This is a genomic window from Bradyrhizobium centrolobii (genome assembly GCF_001641635.1).
Taxonomy (GTDB): Bacteria; Pseudomonadota; Alphaproteobacteria; order Rhizobiales; family Xanthobacteraceae; genus Bradyrhizobium; species Bradyrhizobium centrolobii.
On record NZ_LUUB01000054.1, the window covers coordinates 282,536 to 305,688 of the forward strand.

The following is a 23,153-nucleotide window of genomic DNA, read 5'->3' on the forward strand; positions in this document are numbered from 1 at the left end:
CTCCTCACCATGAGGGATAGCGAGGGATTTCCCGCATGAACAAGATTGATCTCAACGGGCACGTCGCTATCGTCACCGGCGGCGCGCAGGGCTTTGGCCGCGCCATTGCCGAGCGTTTCGTCGCTTCCGGCGCCAAGGTCGCGATCTGGGATTTTGACGCTGGCCTGGCCGAGAAGACGGCGACGGACATCGGCGGCGACGTCCGCGTCTTCAAGGTCGACGTCACCGATACCGCAGCAGTTGAGACCGCCCGCGATGCCACGCTGGCCGCCTTCGGCAGGATCGACATCCTCGTCAACAATGCCGGCATTGCCGGCATCAACAAGAGCGTCTGGGAGACCGACCTCGAGGAGTGGCGGAAAGTCCTGCGCATCAATCTCGACGGCCCCTTCATCTGCTGCAAGGCGATCGTGCCCGCCATGCTCAGGCAGAAATACGGGCGGATCGTGAACATCGCCTCGATCGCCGGCAAGGAAGGCAATCCGAACGCGGCGCATTACTCGGCCTCCAAGGCCGGCCTGATCGCGCTGACCAAATCGCTCGGCAAGGAGCTCGCCGCGCATGACATCTTGGTGAATGCGGTGACGCCTGCCGCGGCCAAGACCGCGATCTTCGACCAGATGACGCAGCAACACATCGATTTCATGCTGTCGAAGATCCCGAAAGGCCGCTTCGTGCTGGTGGAAGAGCTCGCCGCGATGGTGGCCTGGCTCGCATCCGAAGATTGTGCCTTCTCCACCGGCGCGGTGTTTGATATCTCCGGCGGCCGGGCGACCTACTGAGAACCTGCTGAGACATGGGCCGCCCGAGGGGGCGGACCATGCAGCTTGGGCGTCGGGGTTTTGTGAAGTTCGCAGCGGGCGCAGGCGCGCTGCCGCTGCTGTCGCGCGGTGCGCTCGCGCAACTCGCGCCCAACCCGCCGAGCATCCGCCCGCCCTCGCCGGCCGAGCGCGGCGCCATGGCACGCCTCGCGCACAGCTTCATGGACAAGTACGGCGCGCCGGCACTGTCCGTTGCTATCGGCTATGCCGGCACGATCGTCCATGAGGACGCCTTCGGTCTTGCCGATATCGAGCGGAACGAGGCCGTGACGCCGCAGCATCTGTTCCGGATCGCCAGCGTCAGCAAGATGATCACCTCGGTCACGATCTTCCGCCTGATCGAGGAGAACCGCCTCAAGCTGACGGATCGCGTGTTCGGCCCGGGCGCGCTGCTCGGCACCGATTACGGACAGCCGCCCTACTCTGCCGGCATCGACCAGATCACGCTCGAGCATCTGCTGACCCACACAGCCGGTGGCTGGAGCAATGACAACCGCGATCCCATGTTCACGCATCCGCGGATGGATAATGCCCAGCTCATCACCTGGACGCTCGCCAACCGGCCGCTGGACCGCCCGCCGGGCCAGCGCTACGCCTACTCCAATTTCGGCTATTGCGTGGTGGGCCGGATCATCGAGAAGCTGACCGGCCAGCCCTACGCCGACTACGTCCGCGCCGAGGTGCTCGGCCTCTGCGGCGTCGCCGACATGTCGATCGCGGGCAATACCCGTGACCAGCGCCAGGCCGGCGAAGTCGCCTATTATGGCCAGGGCGAGAGCCCCTACGACATGAACGTCAGGCGGATGGATTCTCACGGCGGCTGGATCGCGACGCCCGCCGACCTCGTGCGGTTCCTGATGCATATCGACGGCTACGCGAGGCCAGCGGACATCCTGCGGCCGCGGACGATCCAGACCATGACCACCGCCCCCGCCGTCAGCCCGGATTATGCCAAGGGCTTTTGCGTCAACAAATTCGGCAATTGGTGGCACAATGGCAGCCTGCCGGGCACGAGCACGATTGCCGTGCGCACCCACGGCGGCTTCTGTTGGGCCGCCTTCACCAACACAAGACGCAGGAATTCCGACATGGATGGCGATCTCGACAATCTCAACTGGAACATGGCGCGCCAGGTCGCCGAATGGCGGGTGGCCTGAGCCATGTTCCGGGAAGGCGGATGCCTGTGCGGCGCGGTGCGGTTCAAGGCGGAGGGCGAGCCGCTCAATGTCCGCATCTGCCACTGCCGCCTTTGCCAGAAGGCGATGGGCTCGCCCTTCTTCGCCCGCGCTCAGTTCGATCAGAAGGACCTGACGGTCGAGGGCGACACCGGGCGCTATGCGTCCTCGGAGAACATCGATCGCGTCTTCTGCAAGCGCTGCGGCACGCGGCTGTTTTCCTGGCGGCGTAACGGCACGCTGGCCGGCGTCGCGCTGGCGACCTTCGACGACCGCAACGCCTTCGCGCCGACCGAGCACATCTGGGTGTCGGAAAAGATCGCCTGGCTGAACCTCGACGACGGCCTGCCGCAATATCCGACGATCCCGGCGTGACGTCAGGATCGGCTTGAGGCGGACGCGCTGGCGGCCTGAATACGCTGGGCCGTGGTCGTGGCGATCCAGATCCCGGCAAAGACCGCGACAATGCCCGCCACGAGATTCCAGCGTAGCGGCTCGTGCAGCAGGTAAGCACCGACCAGCGACGCCGTGATCGGATTGACCGTCACCGAGATTGCCACGCGCGTCGGCGTCGTTCGCTCGAGCGCGAACGCCCAGAGATAGAACGTCAGCGCGGCGCCGAAGGCGCCGAGATAGGAAGCCGCCAGCCATTGCGGCGTGCCGAAGCCTGCGACCGGAGCGAAGCTGCCGCGCAGGCAAGAGAGCAGAATGAGGCAGGCCGCGCCTGCAGCCATGCTCATCGTCGTGAAGCCGATCGGACTGGAGCGCCGGATCAGCGGCTTTGACCAGATGCCGTACAGCGCCATGCACAGTGCAGCGGCGACCATCAGCAGATCGCCGCGCCAGGCGCCCGATGGCGCCGAGGTGAGATCAGTGAGCAGCGCGACGGCAACACCTGACGTCGCGACCACAACACCAACCGATTTGCGCCAGGTCAGGGCTTCGCTGCCGAGCGCCGCGCCGATCAGCAGCGTCAGCAGGGGAAGCGTCGACAAGGCGAGCGCCCCGCGCGCCGCGGTCGTGAAGATGAGGGACGCATTGAACAGGATTGGAAACAGCGCAAAGAACAGAAAGCCGAGCCCGGCCGCGGCAGCCCAGTCCCCTCGCCGCGGCCAGCGATCGCCGCGAACGATGGTCAGAGGCAACAGCAGCAGAAAGCCGATGCCGAACCGGAACGAGCCGATCGCAAGCGGATCGATCGCATTGACGAGATAGCGCGTGGCGCCGATCGAGGTGCCGCCCAGCGCACTCGACAGCACCGCGGCCAAAACGCCGGAGATCTCGCCCATGTCCCTTCCCATTCACGACTTTGCAAACAGCATACGAGGCGCGCCGAAACAGGGAATGGAATTTCCGTCATGCTGGGATAACGTTTCGTCATGACCGCCCCCGATCTCGATCCCGACCTCCTGAAAGCATTTCTCGCCGTCGCCGAGCATCGCTCGTTCACGCGTGCCGCGGCGATGCTCAACCGGACCCAATCGGCCGTGAGCGTGCAGATCAGGCGTCTGGAGGAGCGGCTCGGCACAAAACTGTTTCACCGCACGAGGGCCGGCGTCGCGCCGACCTCGGCCGGTGAAGAGCTGCGCGGATATGCGGCGCGCATTCTCGCGCTCAGCGACGAAGCGGTCGGCGCGCTCCGCGAGCGCAGCATCGAGGGCGTGGTCCGGCTTGGCGTGATGGACGACTATGGCACCATCGTCATTCCGCCGTTGCTGGCGAGCTTTGCCAAGAGCCATCCACAGATCCGCGTCGAGATCGAGACCGGACTGACCGCGACGATGCCGGCCCGGCTCGGCGAGACTTACGACCTTGTCATCGCCATGCATCCGCAAGGCCGCGGCGGCGGCGAGCTGCTACGACGCGAGCAGGCGGTCTGGGCGGCCGCCGCGTCATATCCGACCAAGGCGCAGGATCCGCTGCCGGTCGCGCTCTACCCGCCGGGATGCCTGTTCCGGCAATGGGCCGCGGAGGCCCTCGACGCCGCCGGCCGGCCCTGGCGCCTCGCCTTCGTCAGCCGGACCCTGGCGGCGGTCGAAGCGATCGCGGCGGAGGGGCTGGCGGTGACCGTGGTGAAGGCCGGCACCCTGCCTGCCCTCCTTCATCCCCTCTGCGAGCGCGACGGCCTGCCGCCGCTGCCCGCGGCCGACATCCGTCTTCACCGTGCGCGCAACCTGTCGCGCGGCGGGACGCTGCTGGCGGATCATTTGCAGTGGAAGATTTCAGAATCGACCACCATATGTTGACGTGACGCGTCGCTGCACCGCCGGGTTGGCCGGATCGGCTGCAAGCCGCAAGGCACAACCGGGACAGACGAGCCGTGAACATTTCTCTCTATGATCTTTCGGTCTGGGTGCTGCCGCTGGTGATTGCCATCACCTTCCACGAGGCCGCACATGGCTTCGTGGCGCACCGTCTCGGCGACGATACTGCCTGGCAGCTCGGTCGCGTCAGCTTCAACCCGCTCCGGCATATCGATCCGTTCGGCACCCTGATCCTGCCGGCGATGCTGCTGTTTGCACATTCGCCGTTCCTGTTCGGCTATGCCAAGCCGGTGCCGGTGAATTTCCGCAAGCTCAACAATCCCAAACTGGACATGGTCTGGGTGGCGCTGGCGGGCCCCGCCACCAACATCCTGCTTGCGCTCGTTGCGGCCCTCGCCTTCCATGCCCTGCCCTGGGTGCCTGCCAGTTCAGCGAAATGGGTGGTCGATAATCTGCAGAACGCGCTCGTGATCAACGTGGTGCTAGCCGTCTTCAACATGATGCCGATCCCGCCGCTCGATGGCGGACGGGTCGCGGTCGGGCTGTTGCCGCGGCCGCTCGCCTTGCCCCTTGCGCGGCTCGAGCCGTTCGGCATGCTGATCCTGATCGGATTGCTGATCCTGCTACCGCTGGCGGGTTCCCAGTTCGGTCTAAATCTTGATGTTATTTCAGCAATACTGCGAACGTTGACCGGTTATGTGATTCAGACTGTTCTCTTGCTGACCGGCAACGCGTAGTTGAATTAAGACATCTGAAGACGAGCCGAAGGGCCAGAGGCCAACTTGGTCAAAGCTGCCGATATGCTGATCGCGCGACGAGCCGATACCCGCGCCCGCGCCGATTTCGCGACCTGGAAAATGATGGCCAAGCTGAACGGGTTGTCGGCCCTGCCTCCGGACGCGCAAGGCTTCCTCGCGACCTACAAGAACCTTCTGGACCAAATGAGCGAGGCGGAGGCGACCGAAGCCACGATCGCCGCGGTCTACAAGGCCTATTATGCCGAAATGGGAGGCGCCGGAACCGCACCCGACGTCCGCCCGCGCACGGCCGAGCCGGTCACGGATAACGTCACCGCTTTCCGCCGTCCGTCCCCGAAGCCGAAGAAGGCCGGCCGCTTCGGGGCGACGGCGTTCAGTGGAACCCAGAAGCGGCCGCTCCCGGTCGCCCTGATCTTCGCCTGCCTGGTCGTGGTTTATGTCGCGATCCGGTATTACTGGCGCTGACAGTCCCCGAGCTATTTCGGCTTCCTGAAGTTCACAGGCAGGCTGAAGGCGAACTGATCGTCCGTGAGTTCGGCCGGCGGAACCGGCACGGGATCCGAGCGGCGCACCATGGATACGGCCTCGTTATCGAAAACGGAGTCGCCCGAGGACTGGGTCACATCGACCGAGACGACGTTGCCGCGGCGGTTCAAGACGAGGCTGAGTACGACGGACGCCGTCTTGCTCTTCTCCTTGGGATAGCGCTTGTGAAGCTCGAAATAGGCGCTGATCCTCTTGCCCCACTCAGCCGTCAGCTTGCGAATGTCTTTGCCGATGCCCCGGTTGGGCGCAGCAGCCTTCTCGTCCTCGCGCGCGTTCTCGTCTAACGCCTGCTTCGCAGACTCCATGGCATTCGGCGTTTCCTCGACGGCCTGGGTTTCGACCTTGGCCACCTTCGTGGTTTCCTCAACCGGCTTCTTGGAGTCGTTCTCGGTGACGATCCGGTCCGGGTCTTCGGCTTCCTGAGGCCGATCCTTCGGTAGATCGGTCTCCTTCACCTCGGCCTGCTGCTCCATTTGCTGCGGCTGGAACTGCGAGGCCTCACTATCCGGGCCTGGCGGCAGATCCGTTTCCGGAAGCTTCGGTGAGGTCATTTCGACGGCGTATTCCGCACCGTTGGCGCCAAGGCCATCGTCTCCTTCGTCGGCCCGCAGGTTCGCCAGCGCCAGCGCGGCGCCGCCAAGGTGCAGGGCGAGCGCTGCCACCGCAGCCAGAATCCACAGCCGCCGGGATGGTTTTGCCTCGATTACAGGATCAGACATCGCGCTGCCATCAGGGCTGGGACGCCCCTTGCGACGGCGCAGCCGCCGCAGGAGCCGCTTCGAGCGCCACCAGCTTGACCCGAGAATAGCCGCCGGCACGCAGGATTTCCATCACGCCCATTAACTCGCCATAAGGCACCGCACGGTCGGCGCGCAGGAACACATATTTGTCCTTGCTCATGTCGGCCATCCCATCGAGAGAGCCAATCAGCTCCGTTCGCTTGACCGGATTCTCCCCGATCGCCAGCGTCAGATCTGGCTTGATGCTCACATAGGTCGGCTTGTCCGGTTTCTTCTGCGGCGTCGCGCTCGACGTCGGCAGGTCGACCGGCAGGTCGACGGTCGAGAGCGGTGCGGCGACCATGAAGATGATCAGCAGCACCAGCATGACGTCGATGAACGGCGTGACGTTGATGTCATGCGTCTCGGAGAAATCGTCGTCATCGACGTCGTTGTCTGCGATCGAAGCGCCCATCGTTCACTCCGCCGCGCGAGAATGCATGGCGCCGTGCGTGCGATCGAGATCGCGCGAGAGCAGCCGGGCCGAGGCGCCGGAGGCGCGGCTGACGAGCTCGAGATAGCTCTTCGTCACGCGCGAGAAGTGGTTGTAGATGATCACCGCCGGGATCGCTGCGACGAGGCCGATCGCGGTGGCCAGCAGTGCTTCGGCGATGCCGGGCGCAACGACGGCAAGGTTCGTCGTCTGCGACTTCGAGATGCCGATGAAGCTGTTCATGATGCCCCAGACCGTGCCGAACAGGCCGACGAAGGGCGACGTGGAGCCGATGGTCGCGAGCACGCCCATGCCGATGCGGATGCGCCGTTGTTCCGCGCGTACGATCTCGGCGAAGCTCGAGGCGGCACGCTCCTTGATGCCGGTGTCGCTGGAAAGACCGGCCGACATCCGCGCCTCGCGCAAGGCCGCCGCCAGGAAGGACGGCAGGATCCCCTGCTTGGTGCCGAGCGCCATCTGCGCTTCAGCCAGCGACCGCGCTTCCGCGACCTTTTTCAGCGCCGAACGAAGCTTGGCTGATGCGACCGACAGTTCTATCGACTTGGCGATGAAGACTGTCCAGGTCACGAGCGAGGCAAAGGCAAGCCCGATCATCACCGCCTTCACGATGATGTCCGCCGACATGAACATCACCCAGGGCGACAGTTCCTTCATGGCGGGCGCAATGGCCGACTTCAACGAACGGCCGCCCGCGTCGGCCTGTGCCGCATCAGGTGCCGGGGTCGTCGATGCGCCGCCTGCCGGGGCCGCAGCGGCATCGGTGGAGGACGCGCCAGGCGCGACTGCGGCAGGCGTCGAGTTGGCAGGCGTCGGAGCAGCAGGCGTCGAAGCCGCCGGTGCAACCGCCGATGGCACTGCCGGCGTAACCGCGCTCGGCTGCGGTGCCGCGGGAGCCGGGCTAGCCGCGGGCCGCTGAGCCGCCGCCGTCGGCGGGGTTTGTTGCTGGGCAGAAACAGGGAGTGCGAGCGAGGTGGCCGCCAGCATCACGGCTGCGGCAAGGCTTGCTCTGAGAATCTTCGTGTTCATACTTCTGCCCAGTAGCGAATGAGGTTGTGATAGATACCCGTCAATTTGACCGTTTCGGGATCGTCGCTCCCGAGCCGTTCCACCAGCGCCTGGATGGCGGTGTCGAGGTCAAAGATCATGCTGCGGGCGTGATCATCCCGTATCATGCTCTGCAGCCAGAAGAAAGACGCCACCCGTGCCCCCCGGGTCACCGGCGTGACGAGATGGAGGCTGGTCGAGGGATACAGCACGCAGTCGCCGGCCGGCAACTTGACTTCATGCGAGCCGTAGGTGTCCTCGATCACAAGTTCGCCACCGTCGTACTCCTCCGGCTCGGCCAGGAACAGCGTAACCGACAGATCGGTGCGGATGCGAAGGCCGGTCAGACGATCGCCGCGGATCGCGTTGTCGACGTGCAGTCCGAAATGGTGGCCGCTGCTCGCCGCATAGCGGTTGAACAGCGGCGGGAATATATGCAGCGGGATCGCGGCGGCGAGGAACCGCGGGTGCGACGTCAGCGCCGAAATGATGCGGTTGCCGAGCTTGCGCGCGACCTCGCTGTCCGGCGGCAACTGCTCGTTGCGCTTGACCATTGCTGACTGCGCGCCCGCGGTGGAACGGCCGTCTTCCCATTCGCTGGCGTCCATGATGCGGCGGAAATCCGCCACATCGTCCTTGCTCAGGACGCCTTCTATGCATGTCAGCATGGCACCTCGTTGTTACTCCATCAGTAGCGCGCCGAGATCACCAGGTAGGCGGCGCGTCCCGGTGCCTCCAGCACGAATGGCGCAGCGCTCTGGTACAGCGCATCGTAGTAGCGCGTGTCGAAGATGTTGTTGACGAACAGCTTGACCTGCCAGTTCTTGTTGATCTTGGCTTCCGCGAACATGTCGAACCGCCAGTAGCTCGGGATCGACGTGCCCTGGTTGGCCGCGAGGAACGTGCCACCGTAGATCTTCGAGCGGTAGACCGCCTGACCACCCAGTTCCCACGTGTCGTTCAGCTGATATTTGCTGAGCAAGCTGAAGGATTGGTGAGCAATGTTCGCAAGCGGCAAGCCGACGTTCGACTTGTACAGGGTTGTGTTCGCCGGCGGGATCAGCGACTGGGTGACCTCGGACTGCATCAACACAAGGCCGCCGAAGACGCTCCATTGCGGCGTGATTTTGCCGCCAACGCCGAGGTCGATGCCTCTGATGCGATAAGCCGCACCCGCGCTGATGCAGGAGACGTTCCCCGTTGTAGCAGTGTAAGGACATGCCGCAGTCGCAGTTGCGGCCGAGGTGATGTTGCGTGACTCGCGAGCATTCTCTTTCTCGGTCTGGAAGAGCGCGGCCGTCAGCAGCAGGTGCCTGTCAAAGAGCTCCCACTTCGTACCGAGCTCAATCGCCTTGTTCTTTTCCGGACCGAAGATTTGCGGAACGTTGCCATTGAGCACGGGCGCAAGGCCGCCGTATTGAACGCTCGTACCGTCAAATTCGGCTCCGACCGGGTTCGACGAGGTCGCGTAGGCCGCATAAACGCTTCCATTCGGCAATGGCTTCAGCGTGACGCCGAGATTGAAATTCGGCATCCCGTAGTCCTGCTGTTGCTGGCCAAAGACGCCCGAGACTCCGTTCACGGTGCCGAAACCGTTCACTTTGATGTTGTAATCGTCGTAACGGACGCCGCCGTTAAGGATCAGCAGGTCGTTATAATTGGCCGTATCCAGCGCGTAGACACTCTTGGTGTCGATCCGGATGTTTGTTGGCTTACCGGTAAGACCGCCGGGGATTCCGAACGGAAGGTTCGTGTATTGCGGATTGAACACGCTCACGCCCGACAGTGAGCTACCGGTGAAGCCGCCGGGCAGCGCTTCCGACGCAAGACCAGTATAACTGTCGATAGACGACGTTTCGTGGTCGTACTCAAAGCCGGCAAGCGCCGTATGCTTGAACCCTACGCCGTCATTGAACTTGTATGTCGCCTCCGTCTGGTTGGCGATTACGTCGGTGGCCTGATAGCGGCTCTGTGGATTTGCGGTAAGCGTCGAGGCCGAAAGCGGGTTGGCGATAACCGGCGATTCCGGCAGCGTCCCGATGTAGTTTTGCGTGGAGTGAGAATCCCGGAACCTGTTGGCGATCAACAGATCAGGCGTGACCTGCACTTCGGCATTGAGCGAGCCGATGTCCTGGCCGATCCGATAGAAGTCGCGGTTGACGAAGCCATACCAGTTGTTGCGGTTCGAGCCGAAATCCGGGAAAGGCCCGCCGGCGGTGCTGGCAGTGCTCGGCCGGTAGTAAGGCACGCCGAAATCGGGAAGGCCGGTCAGCTCGGTATGGATGTAGCCTGCGGTGATTTTGACCGCATCCACTGGCTTCCAGGTGGTGGCGACGAATGCACCGTCGCGATTGTCCTTCACATAGCTGCGTCCGGCGACATCGGCATCCTGGAACAAGCCGCCCGCACGCACCGCCCAGGTCGGATTGATCACCTGGTTGACGTCGCGCACCACACGCTTGGTCTGGTCGCTGCCAAACGTGGTGTCCATGTTGTAGAAGCTGCCGGCGGTCGTCGCCTGCTTGGTCACGATGTTGATCGCACCGCCGGCGGTGCCGCGGCCGGCGAAGGACGACGCCGGACCGCGCAGGATCTCGACCTGCTCGGTGAAGAAGTTCTCGCGCACGCTGACGCCGGAATCGCGAACGCCGTCGATGAAGACGTCGTTGCGGGCGTCGAAGCCGCGGATGAAGAAGCGGTCACCGAAGGCGTTGCCGCCCTCGCCCGTACCGAGCGTCACGCCGGCCGTGCTGAGAATGGCCTGCTTCAACGTCGTGGCGTTCTTGTCCTCCAGGACGTCCTTTGTGAGCACCGTGATCGATTTTGGTGTGTTGAGGATCGGTTCAGGAAATTTACCCGACGCCTGCACGCGGTTGGCCATGTAGGGCGCTGCCGGATTTGCGTATGGATCAGCATCTGGCGCAACAGCATTTGCGGATGGCACCTGAGCCGTCTGAGCCGCCTGCTGGCGCTGCGCCGCGCGCCGCAGCGCGGTGCGCGCGCGAACCTGCTCGGGCGACGGCTTGGAGGCTGCCGGACGCGGACGCTCCTTGGGCGCATCGACCGTCACGGGTGGCAGGTTCGACTGCTGCGCCTGCGCCCCGCTCGAGACGGACGCGACTGCAATCAAGCTTGCAACGGCGGACACCGTCTTGCCGGCTGCAGCGTCGAAATTGCCATTCAGTGATTGCCGTGCCGCGATCGAACGCAACGACCGCGGGGCCTTTGCCGTGCCCATCCTACGCCCCACTTTGTTTCTGCAATGTGTCGCGTTGCGACAACGCGACGCACCGTAGGTATCGAGCAGGGCAAACTGGGTCAACGCGATCACGGCCGTGACATCTTTGAATCGGTCCAGATCAAAACGATTCTAAACTCCAGTTTGAAGCGGTTCTAAACTGAAGTTTGTAAGCGTTCTAAACTGGCCCTCGAATTCTCCGTCGAGGCGCGAATTTCGCGCCCCGATCGATTGCTGGGACAGTGGGACGGCTGCCGCCGGCAGACATCCCGATTTGAATTGGCGCAATCAGAACTTCGCCGTCGTCACGAGGTAGAATGCGCGTCCCGGCGCGACCGCCACGAACGGCACGGCGCTACGATAGAGCGTGTCGTAGTAGAGCTTGTTGGTCAGGTTCTGCGCATAGAACTTCATGGTCCAGTTCGCATCGATCTTCTTCTCGACGAACGCGTCGAAGCGCCAATAGCTCGGCAGCTCGTTGCCGGTATTGGCCGCGAACGTGCCACCATAGACCTTCGAGCGGTACACCGCCTGCCCGCCGAGCTCCCAGCCGCCATCGAACTTGTACTTGGTCAGCATGCTGAACGACTGGTGCGCAACGTTCGCAAGCTGCAGGCCAATGTTGGAGGCGATGTTGCTCTGCGTGACCTTCGACTGCATCAACACCAGGCCGCCGAAGATGCTCCAGCGGTCGGTGATCTTGCCTTCCGCCTCGATGTCGATGCCCTGGATGCGGTAGGCAGCGTTCGAGGTGAGGAGCCCCGCGGCATTCGTCTCGCGCGCATTGTCCTTCGTCGTCTGGAACAGCGCGGCGCTGACCAGCAGGTGGCGATCCGCCAGCTCCCACTTGGTGCCGAGTTCGGCCGCCTTGTTGCGCTCGGGCCCAAGCAGAATAGCCGTGTTGGCCGGAACGCCACCGTAATCGGTGCCGGTCGCGTCAAGCTCCGACCCGAACGGATTGGCCGAGGTCGCATAGGCCGCATAGATGCTGCCGATCGACATCGGCTTGTAGACCACGCCGACGTTATAATTGACGAGATCAGCGTTGAGCTTCAGATAATTCGAGTTGGTCGACGAGCTCATGTTATAGCCGTCATAGCGAACGCCGCCGTTCACGATGATCGTGTCCTGCCAGTTCGCGGTGTCCATGACGTAAACGCTGTTGGTGTTGACACCATAGCGCGTCGGGTTTCCAACCAGCGACGGCGTGCCGAAGGGAAGGTAGGTGTACTGCGGGGAGTAGAGATTGACCCCTGACACGGCGCCGTTGCTCGTGAAGGCGCTGCCGGCCAGCTCCGATGCGAGTCCGGCGTAACGGTCGATCGAGATGTTCTCGTTCGAATATTCGACTCCGAACACCGCAGTGTGCTTGACCCCACCAGTGTCGAGCTTGAACGTGGCCTCGTTCTGGTTGGCCCACACGTCCACGTTCTGGTAGCGGCTCTGCGCGCTCGCCGTCGTTGTCCAGAGCAACGGATTGAGGCTGGTCGTAATCGGGTTCTGCGGCAGCGTGCCAATATAGTTCAGCAGCGAATGCCCGCCGCGCACCTTGCTGCTCAGCGTGATGGCCTCGTTGACCCTGTACTCGATCGTGCCGGTGCCGAAATCCTGCCGCGCGGTCTGGAAGTCGCGGTTGAGAAAGCCGTACCAGTTTCCACGCGGGATTCCCGCCGACGTCACCGGCACGTTGCCCTGCTTGTAGTAGGGCACACCGAAATCCGGGTAGCCGCTGAGGTCGGTATGGACGTAGTTCGTCGTGATCTTGAGGTCGGTGGTCGGGGTGTACTTGGTCGAGACGAAAGTACCCCAGCGATTGTCGGTCACGTAGTTGCGGCCGGCGACGTTGGCGTCCTGGAAAAGGCCGCCGGTGCGCACCGAGAAGGTCGGATCGATGACCTGGTTGACGTCGAGCGTGACGCGCTTGGTCATGTCGGTGCCGAACTCGGTATCCATCCGCTTGAAGTTGACGTCGCCGGCCTGCTTCGTGACGATGTTGATGGCGCCGCCAGCGGTGCCGCGGCCGGCGTAGGAGGATGCCGGCCCGCGCAAAATCTCGATCTGCTCGGTGAAGAAATTCTCGCGGATCGAAACGGCGGGATCGCGGATGCCGTCGATGAAGACGTCGTTGCGCGCGTCGAAGCCGCGGATGAAGAAGCGGTCGCCGAAGGCGTTGCCGCCCTCGCCCGATCCCAGCGTCACGCCGGCAGTCGAGCGCCCGATCTCCTTCAGCGTCGTGGCGTTCTTGTCCTCGAGCACCTCCTTGCTGAGCACGGTGATGGTCTTCGGCGTGTTCAGCAAAGGCTCGGGAAACTTGCCGGAGGCCTGAACGTGGTCGACCTTGTAGGGCGCGGCCGGATCGGCGTAGGGATCGCGGTCTGCAGCGCCGGCGGCATCCTGAGAAACCGGTGCGGCTTGCTGAGCCTGCTGACGCTGCGCGGCACGGCGAAGCGCGTTGCGCGCACGGACCTGCTCCGGTGTCGGCTTCGAGGCCGCAGGCCGTGGACGCTCGACCGGCGCGTCGACCGTCACGGGCGGCAGATTCGACTGCTGTGCCTGCGCATTCCCCGAGAACGATGCCACCGCAATCAAGCCGGCAACGGCCGAAACTGCCTTACCGGAATTCCCATCGAGCTTCTCATCAATCGAATTTCTTCCCGCGACCGAACGCAACGATCGCGGCGCCACCGCCAGCCCCATTCCCACGCACCCCATCTCGCATTCGTCGATGCGCGACATGCGCGACGAACGATGGGGCGGTGCTATCGACCGAGGAAAATCAGGTCAACGCGACGTGGCCGCGAGAGCACTTGAATCCGTCCAGTTCAAAGCAATTCTAAAATCCGACTCTGAAATCGCTCTAAACTCGCGCGACATATTGATGCAGCAAGCCCGTGCAGCACTTGCTTTCATGCGCGATGTTTTGCAGCGATCAATCGCTGCTCGGCGGCTTCATCAGCGAGAACAATTCATCGACCGTCCGCTGCGCGGCCGCGCGCACGCGATCGGTGTTGTCCATGCCGGCGATGTTGACGCCGTTGACGACCGCTTTGATCTCGTCACGGAAGTCGGTGAGGAATCGCAAGGGATCGCGCTGCTCGTTGGCGACGCGCGCGATCAGGCCCGTGATCAGAATCTGACACGCGATCATCTTGCCGTTCAGCTCGTCCATCCTGCGCTCCCGTTGTGGCGCCGCTGATATGAACGAGACCGATTTTCCTGACAACCAAATCGCCGCAGGAGCGATTTAGAACCGTTCTCGCGACGGCGATGCCGACGACCTGACCTGGGCGGCTTTCATTCACTCGCGCGCCGCGCGATGGCATGCGCGGGCATTTCAGAATGTCTGCACGCAGACCGTTTGCGAAGGGAAAAAGCAGCACTTGCACGCTGTCGCGCCAGCCCGCCCCAACCTGGTGCAAAGCTTTCCAATTGTTTAGGATTCTCAACCCATAGTGCTGTTTACACTGGAACTTGGCGTGTATTATACAAGCGCGCTGGAACCCTTCGATTGCCCCAAACTTCGTTGGTTGGGGGACGTAAGCCGATACGCACTAATATGAAAAAGTCACGGCCGATCCTGTGGATTCTGATCATCGCGGCCGTGGGCTCCGCGGGCTTTTACGGGTGGCAGCGATACTCAGCCGCTGAGGCCGGCAAAGCCCAGACCGCGCAGAAAGGCGCGCCGCGGGTGGCCGCAGTTCCCGTGAGCATTGCGCCAGTCCAGAAGACTGATTTCCCGGTCTATCTGACCGGCCTCGGCACGGTTCAGGGCTTCAACACCGTACAGGTCCGGACTCGCGTGGATGGGCAGATCGACAAGATCGCCTTCACCGAAGGCCAGATCGTCCATCAGGGTGATCTCCTGGTCGAAATCGATCCCCGCCCATTCCAGGCCGCACTCGACCAGGCCAAAGCCAAAAAGCAGCAGGACGAGGCCAATCTCGCCAACGCCAATCTCGACCTTCAGCGCTTCACCAGGCTCGGCGAATTCGCGACGCGGCAGCAGACCGACACCCAGCGCTCCACAGTCGCCCAGCTCACCGCCCAGATCGCCGCCGACGAAGCCGCGATCTCCAACGCCCAGACCCAGCTCGACTACACCCAGGTCAAGGCGCCGATCACCGGCGTCGCCGGCCTGCGCCTGGTCGACATCGGCAACATCGTCAACGCCGTCACGCAGACAGGAATCGTCACGGTCACGCAGATCGAACCGATCACGGTGATCTTCACGGCGCCGGAGGATCAGCTCCCCTACATCAGCGAGGGCCAGAAGGCCGGCGCACTCAAGGTGATCGCGTTCACCACCGACGGCAAGAAGACGCTCGCGGAAGGCAAGCTCGCCGTCATCAACAACCAGGTCGACACGACCAGCGGAACTATTCGCCTCAAGGCGGTGTTCGATAACAAGGACCACGCACTATGGCCGGGCCAGTCGGTTTCGACGCGGCTCCTGGTGCGGACCCTCAAGGACGCGACGGTGGTTCCCGATGACGCGGTCCAGCATTCGACGAACGGCCTGTACGCCTATACCGTCAATCAGGACAACAAGGCCGAAGTGCACAAGATCAAGGTCAGCTATTCCATCGACGGGCGTTCGGTCGTCGATGAAGGGCTCACGCCGGGTCAGCAGGTGATCACCGGCGGTCAGTTCAAGGTCCAGCCCGGAAGCCTCGTCACCACCAGCGTGGCGAGCTCGGATCCGGGCCAGAACCAGAGTAATAAGGTACGGCAGGAATGAACGCGGGCGGGATTTCGGCACCTTTCATCCGTTATCCCATCGGCACCTCGCTGCTGATGGCCGGCATTCTCTTTGTCGGCCTCGTCGCGTACCCCCTGCTGCCGGTCGCGCCGCTGCCGCAGGTGGACTTCCCGACCATTCAGATCACCGCGAACCTGCCGGGCGGCAGCCCGGAGACCATGGCCTCGTCGGTGGCGCAGCCGCTGGAACGGCAATTCGCCCAGATTCCTGGCATCGCCCAGATGACCTCGACGAGCTATCTGGGCACGGCGTCGGTCACCATCCAGTTCGATCTCAACCGCAACATCGACGGCGCGGCGAACGACGTGCAGGGCGCGATCAACGCGGCCAGCGGCCAGTTGCCGAAGAATCTGCCCTCGCCGCCGACCTATCGTAAGGTCAACCCGGCGGACGCGCCGATCCTGCTTCTGTCGGCGACATCAGATACGCTGCCGCTCACCTCCGTCAGCGATGCGGTCGACGCCCAGCTCGCCCAGCAGATCAGCCAGCTTTCCGGCGTGGCGCAGGTCTTCATCGGCGGCCAGCAGAAACCGTCCGTCCGCGTTCAGATCGACCCGGCGAAACTCGTCGCCAAGGGCCTGTCGCTGGAAGACGTGCGCAGCCAGATCGCGATCAGCACGGTCGACAGCCCCAAGGGCAACATCGACGGCGAAAGGCGCGCCTACACGATCTACGCCAACGATCAGCTCACCCAGTCCAAGGACTGGAACGACATCATCATCGCCTACCGCAATGGCGGCCCCTTGCGGATCCGCGACATCGGCCAGGCCGTGACCGGCCCCGAGGACGCCAAGCAGGCGGCCTGGGCCAACGGCAAGCGCGGCGTGTTCCTGGTGGTGTTCAAGCAGCCGGGCGCCAACGTCATCGAAACCGTCGACCGGATCAAGGCGACCCTGCCCCGGCTCGTTGCGGCGATTCCGCCTGCGATCAAGATCGAGGTCATCAGCGATCGCACCACGACCATCCGCGCCGCGGTCGAGGACGTCCAGTTCACGCTGCTTCTGACCATTGCACTCGTGGTCATGGTCATCTTCATCTTCCTGCGCAGCTTCTGGGCAACCGTGATTCCCACCGTCACGGTTCCGCTCGCGCTTCTGGGCGCCTGCGCCCTGATGTGGGTGTTCGGCTATTCGCTCGACAATCTGTCGCTGATGGCGCTGACGATCGCGGTCGGCTTCGTCGTCGACGACGCCATCGTGATGCTCGAGAACATCACCCGCTACATCGAGGAAGGCGAATCGCCGCTCGCCGCCGCCTACAAGGGTTCCAAGGAAATCGGCTTCACCATCGTGTCGATCAGCATCTCGCTGGTCGCGGTGCTGATCCCGCTGCTGCTGATGGGCGGCATCATCGGACGCCTGTTCCGCGAGTTCGCGGTCGTGCTGGCGATGACGATCTTCGTCTCGATGTTCGTGTCGCTGACGCTGACGCCGATGATGGCCTCGCGCTTCCTGCGCGCGCATGGCGAGGTGACCCACGGCAAGTTCTACCAGTGGAGCGAGCGCGCCTTCGACGCGATGCTGCGCGGCTACGAATACATCCTCGATCATGCCCTGAGCTGGCGGCGCACCACGCTCGCGATCTTCTTCGCCACCCTCGCTTTGTCGGTCTACCTGTTCATCCAGATCCCGAAGGGCTTCTTCCCGCAGCAGGACGTCGGCCTCATCACCGCGACCTCGGAAGCGTCCCAGGACATTTCGTTCGCCGAGATGCAGCGGCGGCAAGTCGAACTCGGCAAGCTCGTGATGAACGATCCGGCCGTCGCGTCGGTGGCGATGAACATCGGCGGCAGTGGCCGCGCGGGCAACAACGGCAACATGTTCATCACGCTGAAGCCGCGAAACGACCGCGATGCATCGGCGCAGGAGATCATCGCGCGGCTGCGTCCCAAGCTCGAGAAGGTATCCGGCGCCCGCCTCTACATGCAGGCGGCCCAGGACGTCCGGCTCGGCGGCCGGCCGACGCGCACGCAGTTTGAATTCACGTTGCAGGATGCCGATCTCGGCGAGCTCAACGAATGGGCACCGAAGATCCTCGCCAAGATGCAGACGCTGCCGGAGCTGCGCGATGTCGCGACCGACCAGCAGACGCAGGGCACCACCGTCCAGCTCAAGATCAACCGCGACACCGCCTCGCGCTACGGCATACAGCCGCAGCTGATCGACGACACGCTCTATGACGCGTTCGGCCAGCGCCAGGTCGCCCAGTACTTCACCCAGCTCAACAGCTATCACGTGATCCTGGAAATCCTGCCGGAGATGCAGGGCAATCTGGACTCGCTGAACAAGCTCTATCTGAAATCGCCGCTGACCGGCGAGCAGGTGCCGCTGTCGACGTTTGCGACCTGGACCACCGATCCGGTCCGCCCGCTCTCGATCAGCCATCAGGGCCAGTTCCCGGCGATCACGATCAGCTTCAACCTCGCGCAGGGCGTCGCGCTCGGCCAGGCCACGGAAGCCGTGCAGAAGGCGATGGCCGATCTCGGCGCGCCGGCGACGCTCAATTCGAGCTTCCAGGGTACGGCGCAGGCGTTCCAGCAATCGCTCGGCACCGTGCCGCTGCTGATCCTCGCGGCGCTGGTCGTGGTCTACCTGATCCTCGGCATCCTCTACGAGAGCTACATCCATCCGATCACGATTCTGTCGACCCTGCCCTCGGCCGGCGTCGGCGCTCTCGCGATCCTGATGGCGGCCGGCTTCGACTTCAGCCTGATCGCGCTGATCGGCATCATCCTGCTGATCGGCATCGTGAAGAAGAACGGCATCATGATGGTCGACTTCGCCATCGCCGCCGAACGCGACGAGCACAAGACGCCGGAGGAATCGATCCGTCAGGCCGCGCTTCTGCGCTTCCGCCCGATCATGATGACGACAATGGCCGCGCTGCTCGGCGGCGTGCCGCTGATGCTCGGCCACGGCACCGGCGCCGAGATCCGCCAGCCGCTCGGCTACGCCATGGTCGGCGGCCTGATCGTCAGCCAGGCGCTGACCCTGTTCACCACGCCGGTCGTCTATCTCTATCTCGACAAGTTCTCCAACCTGTTCTCGAGCTGGGGCCGTTCGGGCGACGGCGAGGGGGACGAGGCGGCCGAGCGCGGCACCGTCAAGGAAGCTGCCGAGTAGCCTTGCGCCGCGCGCCTCGCAACGGTACAGCGAGGCTCCCGTTCCCGCCAACGCGATATTTCATGCCCATGCAATTCAAGCTTGTTGCCGTCGCCGCCGCTGCCCTGTTGTCGATGGGCGCCGCATCCGCTCAGCAAGCCGCCAAGAAGAACGCGGCTCAGCCCGCACCGGCCGCGACACCGTCTCCATCCCCGCAACAGCAGGGCGACGCGCAAGCCGGCAACGCACAACAGCCCGGCTGGATCGCGCGCTGCACCAGCCCGAGCCGCGACGCCCCGCTCGAATGCGCGATCGAGCAGAACGCGGTCCTGACCAAGACCGGGCAGACCGTCGTGCTGATCAACATCCGCGTTGCCCCCGACACCCGCACGCCGGTGGCGCTGCTCCAGTTGCCGCTCGGCCTCAACCTTCCCGTCGGCGCCAAGCTCCAGATCGACGAGGGCAAGACGGTCGACCTCCAGATCCAGACCTGCGAGAACCGCGGCTGCTACGCCTCGACGCCGATCGCTCCCGATCTGCTTGCGATGCTGAAATCGGGCAAGCAGCTGAAGGTCTCCTTCCAGAACATGGCCAAGGAAACCATCACGATCCCGATGCCGCTCAACGATTTCGCGGCAGCCTACGACAAGATCAAGTAGTCCGCGCGCGCCGATTGCCATTGCTGGGCGGCTTCCCGAGCCGCGGAGGCTGGCCTACTCTGCAGCAATAGTCGGATCTTCGCATCAGCGGTGGAGCATGACGCGCACGAAGTCGGGTCTCAATCGGATTCGTCTCCTGACCATCCTGTTCGCAACGGTTCACGTAGCCGCTGGCGCAGAGGCTCCGTCGCAGCCACGGCCGCTGTTGCTGCTGCTCCAGGCGGAAATCGGTCAGCCCACGCCCAGATAGGCCTTCTGCACCTGCGGATCCTCGGCCAGTGCCGCGGCCGTGCCCGACAGTACGCTCTTGCCGACCTGGAGTACCGTCGCGAAGTCCGAGACTTCGAGCGCGAGCTCGATCGACTGCTCCGCAAGCAGGATGGTCAGGCCCTCGCGATGCAGCCGGCCAAAGGTCTCGTACATGGACTCGACCACCGCCGGCGCAAGGCCGAGCGACGGTTCGTCGAGCATCAGGAGTTTCGGATCGCACATCAGCGCTCGGCCGACCGCGAGCATCTGCCGCTCGCCGCCGGACATGGTGCCGGCGCGCTGGTTGCGACGCTCCTTCAGCCGCGGAAAGATCTCGTAGACGCGTTCGAGCAGCGCGGCCTTGCGCGACTTGTCGTGCAGCGGGGTTGCTCCGAGCAAGAGATTGTTCTCGACGCTCTGCTGCACGAACAGCCGCCAGCCCTCCGGCGACAGCGCTAGCCCCTTGCGCACGATCGCAAAGGCGTTTCGCCCTGCAATGTCCTCGCCGCGAAAGCTGATCGAGCCGGAATGCACCGGAATGAGGCCGGCGACCGCGTTCAGCGTCGTGCTCTTGCCGCCTCCGTTGGAGCCGAGCAGCGCGACCACGCTGCCCTCGGGCACCTCCAGCGACACGTCGGACACGCCGATCAGGTCGCCGTAACGCACCTCCAGATGCTCGATCCTGAGCAAAGGTCCGCTCATGTGATCGGCCCGCCCATCAGCTCGATCGGCGTATGCCCCGCGGCCGCCTTGGCCGCGCGGGTGCCGAGATAGGCTGCGATCACGGCCGGATTGGACGTGACCTCGAGCGGCGAGCCGCGGGCAATCTCCTTGCCCTGGTGGAACACCATCACGCGGCTTGCGAGCGACATGATCACTTCCATGATGTGCTCGACGATGACGAGCGTGATGCCGGAGCGGTGGATGTCGCGCACGAGATCGATGGCGCGCTTCACCTCGTGCGCGTTGAGGCCCGCCATGGCTTCGTCGAGCAACAGCACCTTCGGCTCGGTCGCAAGCGCCCGCGCAATCTCCAGCCGCTTGCGGCCGGGCGTGCCGAGCGAGCGCGCCGGCGAATCCGCAAGCCTGCTCATCCCGACGCGCTCCAGCACGGCGCGTGCTTTCGTCTCGGCTTCTGCACGATGCGACGACCGCAGGAACGCGCCGATCATGACGTTCTCGAGCACGGTCATGCCTTCAAAAGTCTGCGGCACCTGGAAGGTGCGCGCGAGCCCGAGCTCAGCGCGGAGCTCCGGCGTAAAGTCCGTAATGTCGCGCCCCTCGAACAGTACGCGGCCGGAGGAGGTCTTGAGGTCGCCGGTGAGGCAATTGAAGAAGGTGGATTTTCCTGCACCGTTCGGGCCGATCAGTCCGAGAATGTCGCCCTGCTCCAGCGTCACGGACGCATCGTCCACCGCCTTGAAGCTGCCGAACGCTTTCGTGATGCCGCGTGCCTCAAGGAGCATGGCCCGCCCCCTTGTCAACGTTTGGCTTGGCGCGCCGCTTGAACAGGCTGAGGATACCGCCGGGCTGGAAGCGCGCGATCAACACAATGATCGCGCCATAGACCACGAAAGTCAGCCCGGCGCCCTTGCCGCCGAGCCAGCTGTTGGAAATCTCCTCAAGCGGCACCAGGATCGCGGCGCCGACCAGCGGCCCGAACAGGAGCCCTGCTCCGCCCAGCGCCGCCATGATCAGGATCTTGACCGAGATCAGGATACCGAGACCCGACTCCGGATCGACGAAGCCGAACATCATCGCATAGAGCGCGCCGGCGACGCTCGTCAGAGCCGCACTCAGCATGAAGGCATAGAGCTTGGTGCGGCTCGCGGGTGCGCCGAGCGAGCGCGCGGCGCGCTCGGAATCCTTGATCGCGCGCAGGTAGAAGCCCATCCGGCTATTGGCCATCCACCACGTGATCAGCAACGTGATCGCGAGAATGACGAGGAAGAGATAATAGTACGGCAGCGACGAGAGGAACGAGAGATCGAAGATGTTGCGCGGCACGGTTGGGCCAGAGAGGCCGACGGCTGCGCCGAGATAGTCGGTGTTGGTGACGATCAGCCGCATCGTCTCGGCGACCGCGATCGTCGCCATGCTGAAATAATGGCCGGATAGGCGCAGCGTCGGCACGCCGATGACCGCGGCGAGCCCGGCCGCCAGCACGATGCCGCCGGGAATGCCGAACAACGGCGACAGGCCGAACTTGGCGTAGGCCCCCATCGCGGCATAGGCGCCGCAGCCGAAGAACACGACGTGTCCGACAGAGATCTGGCCGGCATAGCCGCCGACAATGTTCCAGGCCGACGCCGCGATCGCATAGAGCAGCACCAGCGCGCCGAGGCGCTGCTGGAACGGCGAGGACAGGAGCAGCGGATAGGCGATCGCAACCGCTGCGACGACCGAGAGCCAGAGCAGGCGCCGCATCACATCTTCCCCATCAAACCCTGCGGCCGGAACCAGAGGAAGAACAGGAACAGGACATAGACGACGATATCCTTGTAGACGGCGCCGATCAGGTAGCCGGACAGCGACTCGATCACGCCGATCAGAAGCCCTGCGACGAGTGCGCCCGGCACGCTGCCGAAGCCGCCGAGCGACACCGTGACGAAGGCGACGATGGCGAGCGTCTCACCGACGGTCGGAACGATGTAGAAGAAATTCGCGATCAGCGCTCCGGCAAGGCCGGTGGCACCGGCTGCGATCGCCCAGGCGATCGCCTGCATGGTGTCGGGCCGGATGCCCATGAGCTGGGCCGCGGTCGCATCCTCCGCCACCGCCAGCATCTTCGAGCCGAGCGAGGTGCGCGTCAGCAACAGATGCAGGCCGAACGTCACCAGCAGCGCGACGACGCCGGCGAGCAACCGCGAGGCCTCGATGCGCAGGCCCGCGACCGCAAAGGTGCCGCCGACGATGTCCTGCGGCATCGACAGGAAGTTGGCGCCGAACCACCAGAACACGGAATAGCGCAGCAGCAGCGCAAGCCCGAAGGTGCCGAGGATTTGCGCCAGCATCGGCCCCTTCATGATGTCGCGGATCAGGCCGAAATAGACGATGACGCCGAGGGTCGCTAGCACCAGCGTGGCGAGCGGCGCGCCGAGGATCGGCCCTCCGCCCATCAGGGTATAAACGACATAGGCGACGTACATGCCGAGCATGACGAAATCGCCATGCGCGAAATTGACGATGTTCATCATGCCCCACACCAGGGTGAGGCCGGAGGAAAACAGGGCGTAGACGGCGCCAAGCAGAAGCCCGCCGACGATCACCTGCACGAGAACAAAGGACATGAGCTAACGTTGCTCT

21 protein-coding genes are annotated in these 23,153 nt (G+C 63.9%); 9 read left to right on the plus strand and 12 right to left on the minus strand.

Going from position 1 to position 23,153, the window contains the following annotated elements; genetic code table 11:
- Positions 1-35 precede the first annotated feature (35 nt).
- From AYJ54_RS17050 to AYJ54_RS17060, 3 genes are read left to right on the plus strand one after another with little or no spacing between them, the layout of a single operon-like run.
- On the plus strand, positions 36-782 hold the full coding sequence (locus AYJ54_RS17050; RefSeq protein ID WP_063700292.1) for an SDR family NAD(P)-dependent oxidoreductase: 747 nt from the start codon (positions 36-38) through the stop codon (positions 780-782).
- Positions 783-820: 38 nt separating this feature from the next.
- Positions 821-1,978 carry a serine hydrolase domain-containing protein gene (locus AYJ54_RS17055; protein ID WP_063700293.1) on the plus strand — a complete coding sequence of 386 codons (1,158 nt, stop codon included), beginning with the start codon at positions 821-823 and terminating at the stop codon, positions 1,976-1,978.
- 3 nt (positions 1,979-1,981) lie between these two features.
- The gene (locus AYJ54_RS17060; protein ID WP_063700296.1) at positions 1,982-2,371 is read left to right on the plus strand and encodes a GFA family protein; all 390 of its coding nucleotides are present in this window, start codon (positions 1,982-1,984) and stop codon (positions 2,369-2,371) included.
- 2 nt (positions 2,372-2,373) lie between these two features.
- On the opposite strand, the gene AYJ54_RS17065 is transcribed toward AYJ54_RS17060, so the two are convergent.
- Entirely contained in the window at positions 2,374-3,285 is a 912-nt protein-coding gene (locus tag AYJ54_RS17065; RefSeq protein WP_063700298.1) for a DMT family transporter, read from the minus strand.
- 90 nt (positions 3,286-3,375) lie between these two features.
- Between AYJ54_RS17065 and AYJ54_RS17070 the strand changes: the two genes are divergently transcribed.
- The 3 genes from AYJ54_RS17070 (at position 3,376) to AYJ54_RS17080 (ending at position 5,483) form a co-directional block, all read left to right on the plus strand.
- Positions 3,376-4,242: a LysR family transcriptional regulator gene (locus tag AYJ54_RS17070; protein WP_063700300.1), complete on the plus strand. Its 867-nt coding sequence runs from the start codon at positions 3,376-3,378 to the stop codon at positions 4,240-4,242.
- A gap of 74 nt (positions 4,243-4,316) precedes the next feature.
- The gene (locus tag AYJ54_RS17075) at positions 4,317-4,997 is read left to right on the plus strand and encodes a site-2 protease family protein (protein ID WP_063700302.1); all 681 of its coding nucleotides are present in this window, start codon (positions 4,317-4,319) and stop codon (positions 4,995-4,997) included.
- Between the two features lie 63 nt (positions 4,998-5,060).
- On the plus strand, positions 5,061-5,483 hold the full coding sequence (locus tag AYJ54_RS17080) for a hypothetical protein (protein WP_063700304.1): 423 nt from the start codon (positions 5,061-5,063) through the stop codon (positions 5,481-5,483).
- Between the two features lie 11 nt (positions 5,484-5,494).
- On the opposite strand, the gene AYJ54_RS17085 is transcribed toward AYJ54_RS17080, so the two are convergent.
- From AYJ54_RS17085 to AYJ54_RS17115, 7 genes are all read right to left on the minus strand, one after another.
- Positions 5,495-6,283, minus strand: coding sequence for an energy transducer TonB (locus AYJ54_RS17085; RefSeq protein WP_063700306.1), 789 nt, complete (start codon positions 6,281-6,283; stop codon positions 5,495-5,497).
- A 10-nt stretch (positions 6,284-6,293) separates the two neighbouring features.
- Positions 6,294-6,758 carry a TonB system transport protein ExbD gene (gene exbD / locus AYJ54_RS17090; protein ID WP_063700308.1) on the minus strand — a complete coding sequence of 155 codons (465 nt, stop codon included), beginning with the start codon at positions 6,756-6,758 and terminating at the stop codon, positions 6,294-6,296.
- A 3-nt stretch (positions 6,759-6,761) separates the two neighbouring features.
- A complete protein-coding gene (exbB, locus tag AYJ54_RS17095; RefSeq protein WP_063700310.1) occupies positions 6,762-7,823 on the minus strand; it encodes a tonB-system energizer ExbB in 1,062 nt (353 codons plus the stop codon).
- Positions 7,820-8,509 carry a Fe2+-dependent dioxygenase gene (locus AYJ54_RS17100; RefSeq protein ID WP_063700312.1) on the minus strand — a complete coding sequence of 230 codons (690 nt, stop codon included), beginning with the start codon at positions 8,507-8,509 and terminating at the stop codon, positions 7,820-7,822. The genes exbB and AYJ54_RS17100 overlap by 4 nt, the downstream gene beginning before the upstream one ends.
- 20 nt (positions 8,510-8,529) lie before the next feature.
- Positions 8,530-11,079, minus strand: coding sequence for a TonB-dependent receptor (locus tag AYJ54_RS17105; RefSeq protein ID WP_063700314.1), 2,550 nt, complete (start codon positions 11,077-11,079; stop codon positions 8,530-8,532).
- 288 nt (positions 11,080-11,367) lie between these two features.
- Entirely contained in the window at positions 11,368-13,776 is a 2,409-nt protein-coding gene (locus tag AYJ54_RS17110) for a TonB-dependent receptor (RefSeq protein ID WP_063700316.1), read from the minus strand.
- A gap of 232 nt (positions 13,777-14,008) precedes the next feature.
- Positions 14,009-14,248 carry a hypothetical protein gene (locus AYJ54_RS17115; RefSeq protein ID WP_063679898.1) on the minus strand — a complete coding sequence of 80 codons (240 nt, stop codon included), beginning with the start codon at positions 14,246-14,248 and terminating at the stop codon, positions 14,009-14,011.
- A gap of 387 nt (positions 14,249-14,635) precedes the next feature.
- Between AYJ54_RS17115 and AYJ54_RS17120 the strand changes: the two genes are divergently transcribed.
- The 3 genes from AYJ54_RS17120 to AYJ54_RS17130 all read left to right on the plus strand — a co-directional run bounded on the left by AYJ54_RS17120 (position 14,636) and on the right by AYJ54_RS17130 (position 19,598).
- Positions 14,636-15,817, plus strand: a complete 1,182-nt coding sequence (locus tag AYJ54_RS17120) for an efflux RND transporter periplasmic adaptor subunit (RefSeq protein WP_063700318.1) — start codon at positions 14,636-14,638, stop codon at positions 15,815-15,817.
- A complete protein-coding gene (locus AYJ54_RS17125) occupies positions 15,814-18,960 on the plus strand; it encodes a multidrug efflux RND transporter permease subunit (RefSeq protein ID WP_063700323.1) in 3,147 nt (1,048 codons plus the stop codon). Before AYJ54_RS17120 ends, AYJ54_RS17125 begins: the two co-directional genes overlap by 4 nt.
- A 62-nt stretch (positions 18,961-19,022) precedes the next feature.
- Positions 19,023-19,598, plus strand: a complete 576-nt coding sequence (locus AYJ54_RS17130) for an invasion associated locus B family protein (protein WP_063700324.1) — start codon at positions 19,023-19,025, stop codon at positions 19,596-19,598.
- A 231-nt stretch (positions 19,599-19,829) separates the two neighbouring features.
- Here AYJ54_RS17130 and AYJ54_RS17135 read toward each other — a convergent pair whose 3' ends face one another.
- Genes AYJ54_RS17135 through AYJ54_RS17150 form a run of 4 tightly spaced genes read right to left on the minus strand, consistent with a single transcriptional unit; the run spans position 19,830 to position 23,137 of the window.
- On the minus strand, positions 19,830-20,549 hold the full coding sequence (locus AYJ54_RS17135; RefSeq protein ID WP_063700325.1) for an ABC transporter ATP-binding protein: 720 nt from the start codon (positions 20,547-20,549) through the stop codon (positions 19,830-19,832).
- Positions 20,546-21,313 carry an ABC transporter ATP-binding protein gene (locus AYJ54_RS17140; RefSeq protein ID WP_063700328.1) on the minus strand — a complete coding sequence of 256 codons (768 nt, stop codon included), beginning with the start codon at positions 21,311-21,313 and terminating at the stop codon, positions 20,546-20,548. Before AYJ54_RS17140 ends, AYJ54_RS17135 begins: the two co-directional genes overlap by 4 nt.
- Positions 21,303-22,274: a branched-chain amino acid ABC transporter permease gene (locus AYJ54_RS17145; RefSeq protein ID WP_063700330.1), complete on the minus strand. Its 972-nt coding sequence runs from the start codon at positions 22,272-22,274 to the stop codon at positions 21,303-21,305. The genes AYJ54_RS17140 and AYJ54_RS17145 overlap by 11 nt, the downstream gene beginning before the upstream one ends.
- Positions 22,274-23,137 (minus strand): branched-chain amino acid ABC transporter permease, encoded by an 864-nt coding sequence (locus AYJ54_RS17150; RefSeq protein ID WP_063700332.1) that lies wholly within the window; start codon positions 23,135-23,137, stop codon positions 22,274-22,276. The genes AYJ54_RS17145 and AYJ54_RS17150 overlap by 1 nt, the downstream gene beginning before the upstream one ends.
- Between the last annotated feature and the right edge of the window lie 16 nt (positions 23,138-23,153).

Excerpts from the sequence above, each read along its gene's own strand:
- AYJ54_RS17145 (WP_063700330.1), bottom strand. The coding sequence starts at position 22,274 with ATGCGGCGCCTGCTCTGGCTCTCGGTCGTCGCAGCGGTTGCGATCGCC.
- AYJ54_RS17065 (WP_063700298.1), bottom strand. The coding sequence starts at position 3,285 with ATGGGCGAGATCTCCGGCGTTTTGGCCGCGGTGCTGTCGAGTGCGCTG.
- AYJ54_RS17110 (WP_063700316.1), bottom strand. The coding sequence starts at position 13,776 with ATGGGGCTGGCGGTGGCGCCGCGATCGTTGCGTTCGGTCGCGGGAAGA.
- AYJ54_RS17060 (WP_063700296.1), top strand. The coding sequence starts at position 1,982 with ATGTTCCGGGAAGGCGGATGCCTGTGCGGCGCGGTGCGGTTCAAGGCG.
- AYJ54_RS17150 (WP_063700332.1), bottom strand. The coding sequence starts at position 23,137 with ATGTCCTTTGTTCTCGTGCAGGTGATCGTCGGCGGGCTTCTGCTTGGC.
- exbB (WP_063700310.1), bottom strand. The coding sequence starts at position 7,823 with ATGAACACGAAGATTCTCAGAGCAAGCCTTGCCGCAGCCGTGATGCTG.
- exbD (WP_063700308.1), bottom strand. The coding sequence starts at position 6,758 with ATGGGCGCTTCGATCGCAGACAACGACGTCGATGACGACGATTTCTCC.
- AYJ54_RS17135 (WP_063700325.1), bottom strand. The coding sequence starts at position 20,549 with ATGAGCGGACCTTTGCTCAGGATCGAGCATCTGGAGGTGCGTTACGGC.
- AYJ54_RS17070 (WP_063700300.1), top strand. The coding sequence starts at position 3,376 with ATGACCGCCCCCGATCTCGATCCCGACCTCCTGAAAGCATTTCTCGCC.
- AYJ54_RS17055 (WP_063700293.1), top strand. The coding sequence starts at position 821 with ATGCAGCTTGGGCGTCGGGGTTTTGTGAAGTTCGCAGCGGGCGCAGGC.
- AYJ54_RS17120 (WP_063700318.1), top strand. The coding sequence starts at position 14,636 with ATGAAAAAGTCACGGCCGATCCTGTGGATTCTGATCATCGCGGCCGTG.
- AYJ54_RS17140 (WP_063700328.1), bottom strand. The coding sequence starts at position 21,313 with ATGCTCCTTGAGGCACGCGGCATCACGAAAGCGTTCGGCAGCTTCAAG.
- AYJ54_RS17130 (WP_063700324.1), top strand. The coding sequence starts at position 19,023 with ATGCCCATGCAATTCAAGCTTGTTGCCGTCGCCGCCGCTGCCCTGTTG.
- AYJ54_RS17050 (WP_063700292.1), top strand. The coding sequence starts at position 36 with ATGAACAAGATTGATCTCAACGGGCACGTCGCTATCGTCACCGGCGGC.
- AYJ54_RS17080 (WP_063700304.1), top strand. The coding sequence starts at position 5,061 with ATGCTGATCGCGCGACGAGCCGATACCCGCGCCCGCGCCGATTTCGCG.
- AYJ54_RS17100 (WP_063700312.1), bottom strand. The coding sequence starts at position 8,509 with ATGCTGACATGCATAGAAGGCGTCCTGAGCAAGGACGATGTGGCGGAT.
- AYJ54_RS17105 (WP_063700314.1), bottom strand. The coding sequence starts at position 11,079 with ATGGGCACGGCAAAGGCCCCGCGGTCGTTGCGTTCGATCGCGGCACGG.
- AYJ54_RS17115 (WP_063679898.1), bottom strand. The coding sequence starts at position 14,248 with ATGGACGAGCTGAACGGCAAGATGATCGCGTGTCAGATTCTGATCACG.
- AYJ54_RS17125 (WP_063700323.1), top strand. The coding sequence starts at position 15,814 with ATGAACGCGGGCGGGATTTCGGCACCTTTCATCCGTTATCCCATCGGC.
- AYJ54_RS17085 (WP_063700306.1), bottom strand. The coding sequence starts at position 6,283 with ATGTCTGATCCTGTAATCGAGGCAAAACCATCCCGGCGGCTGTGGATT.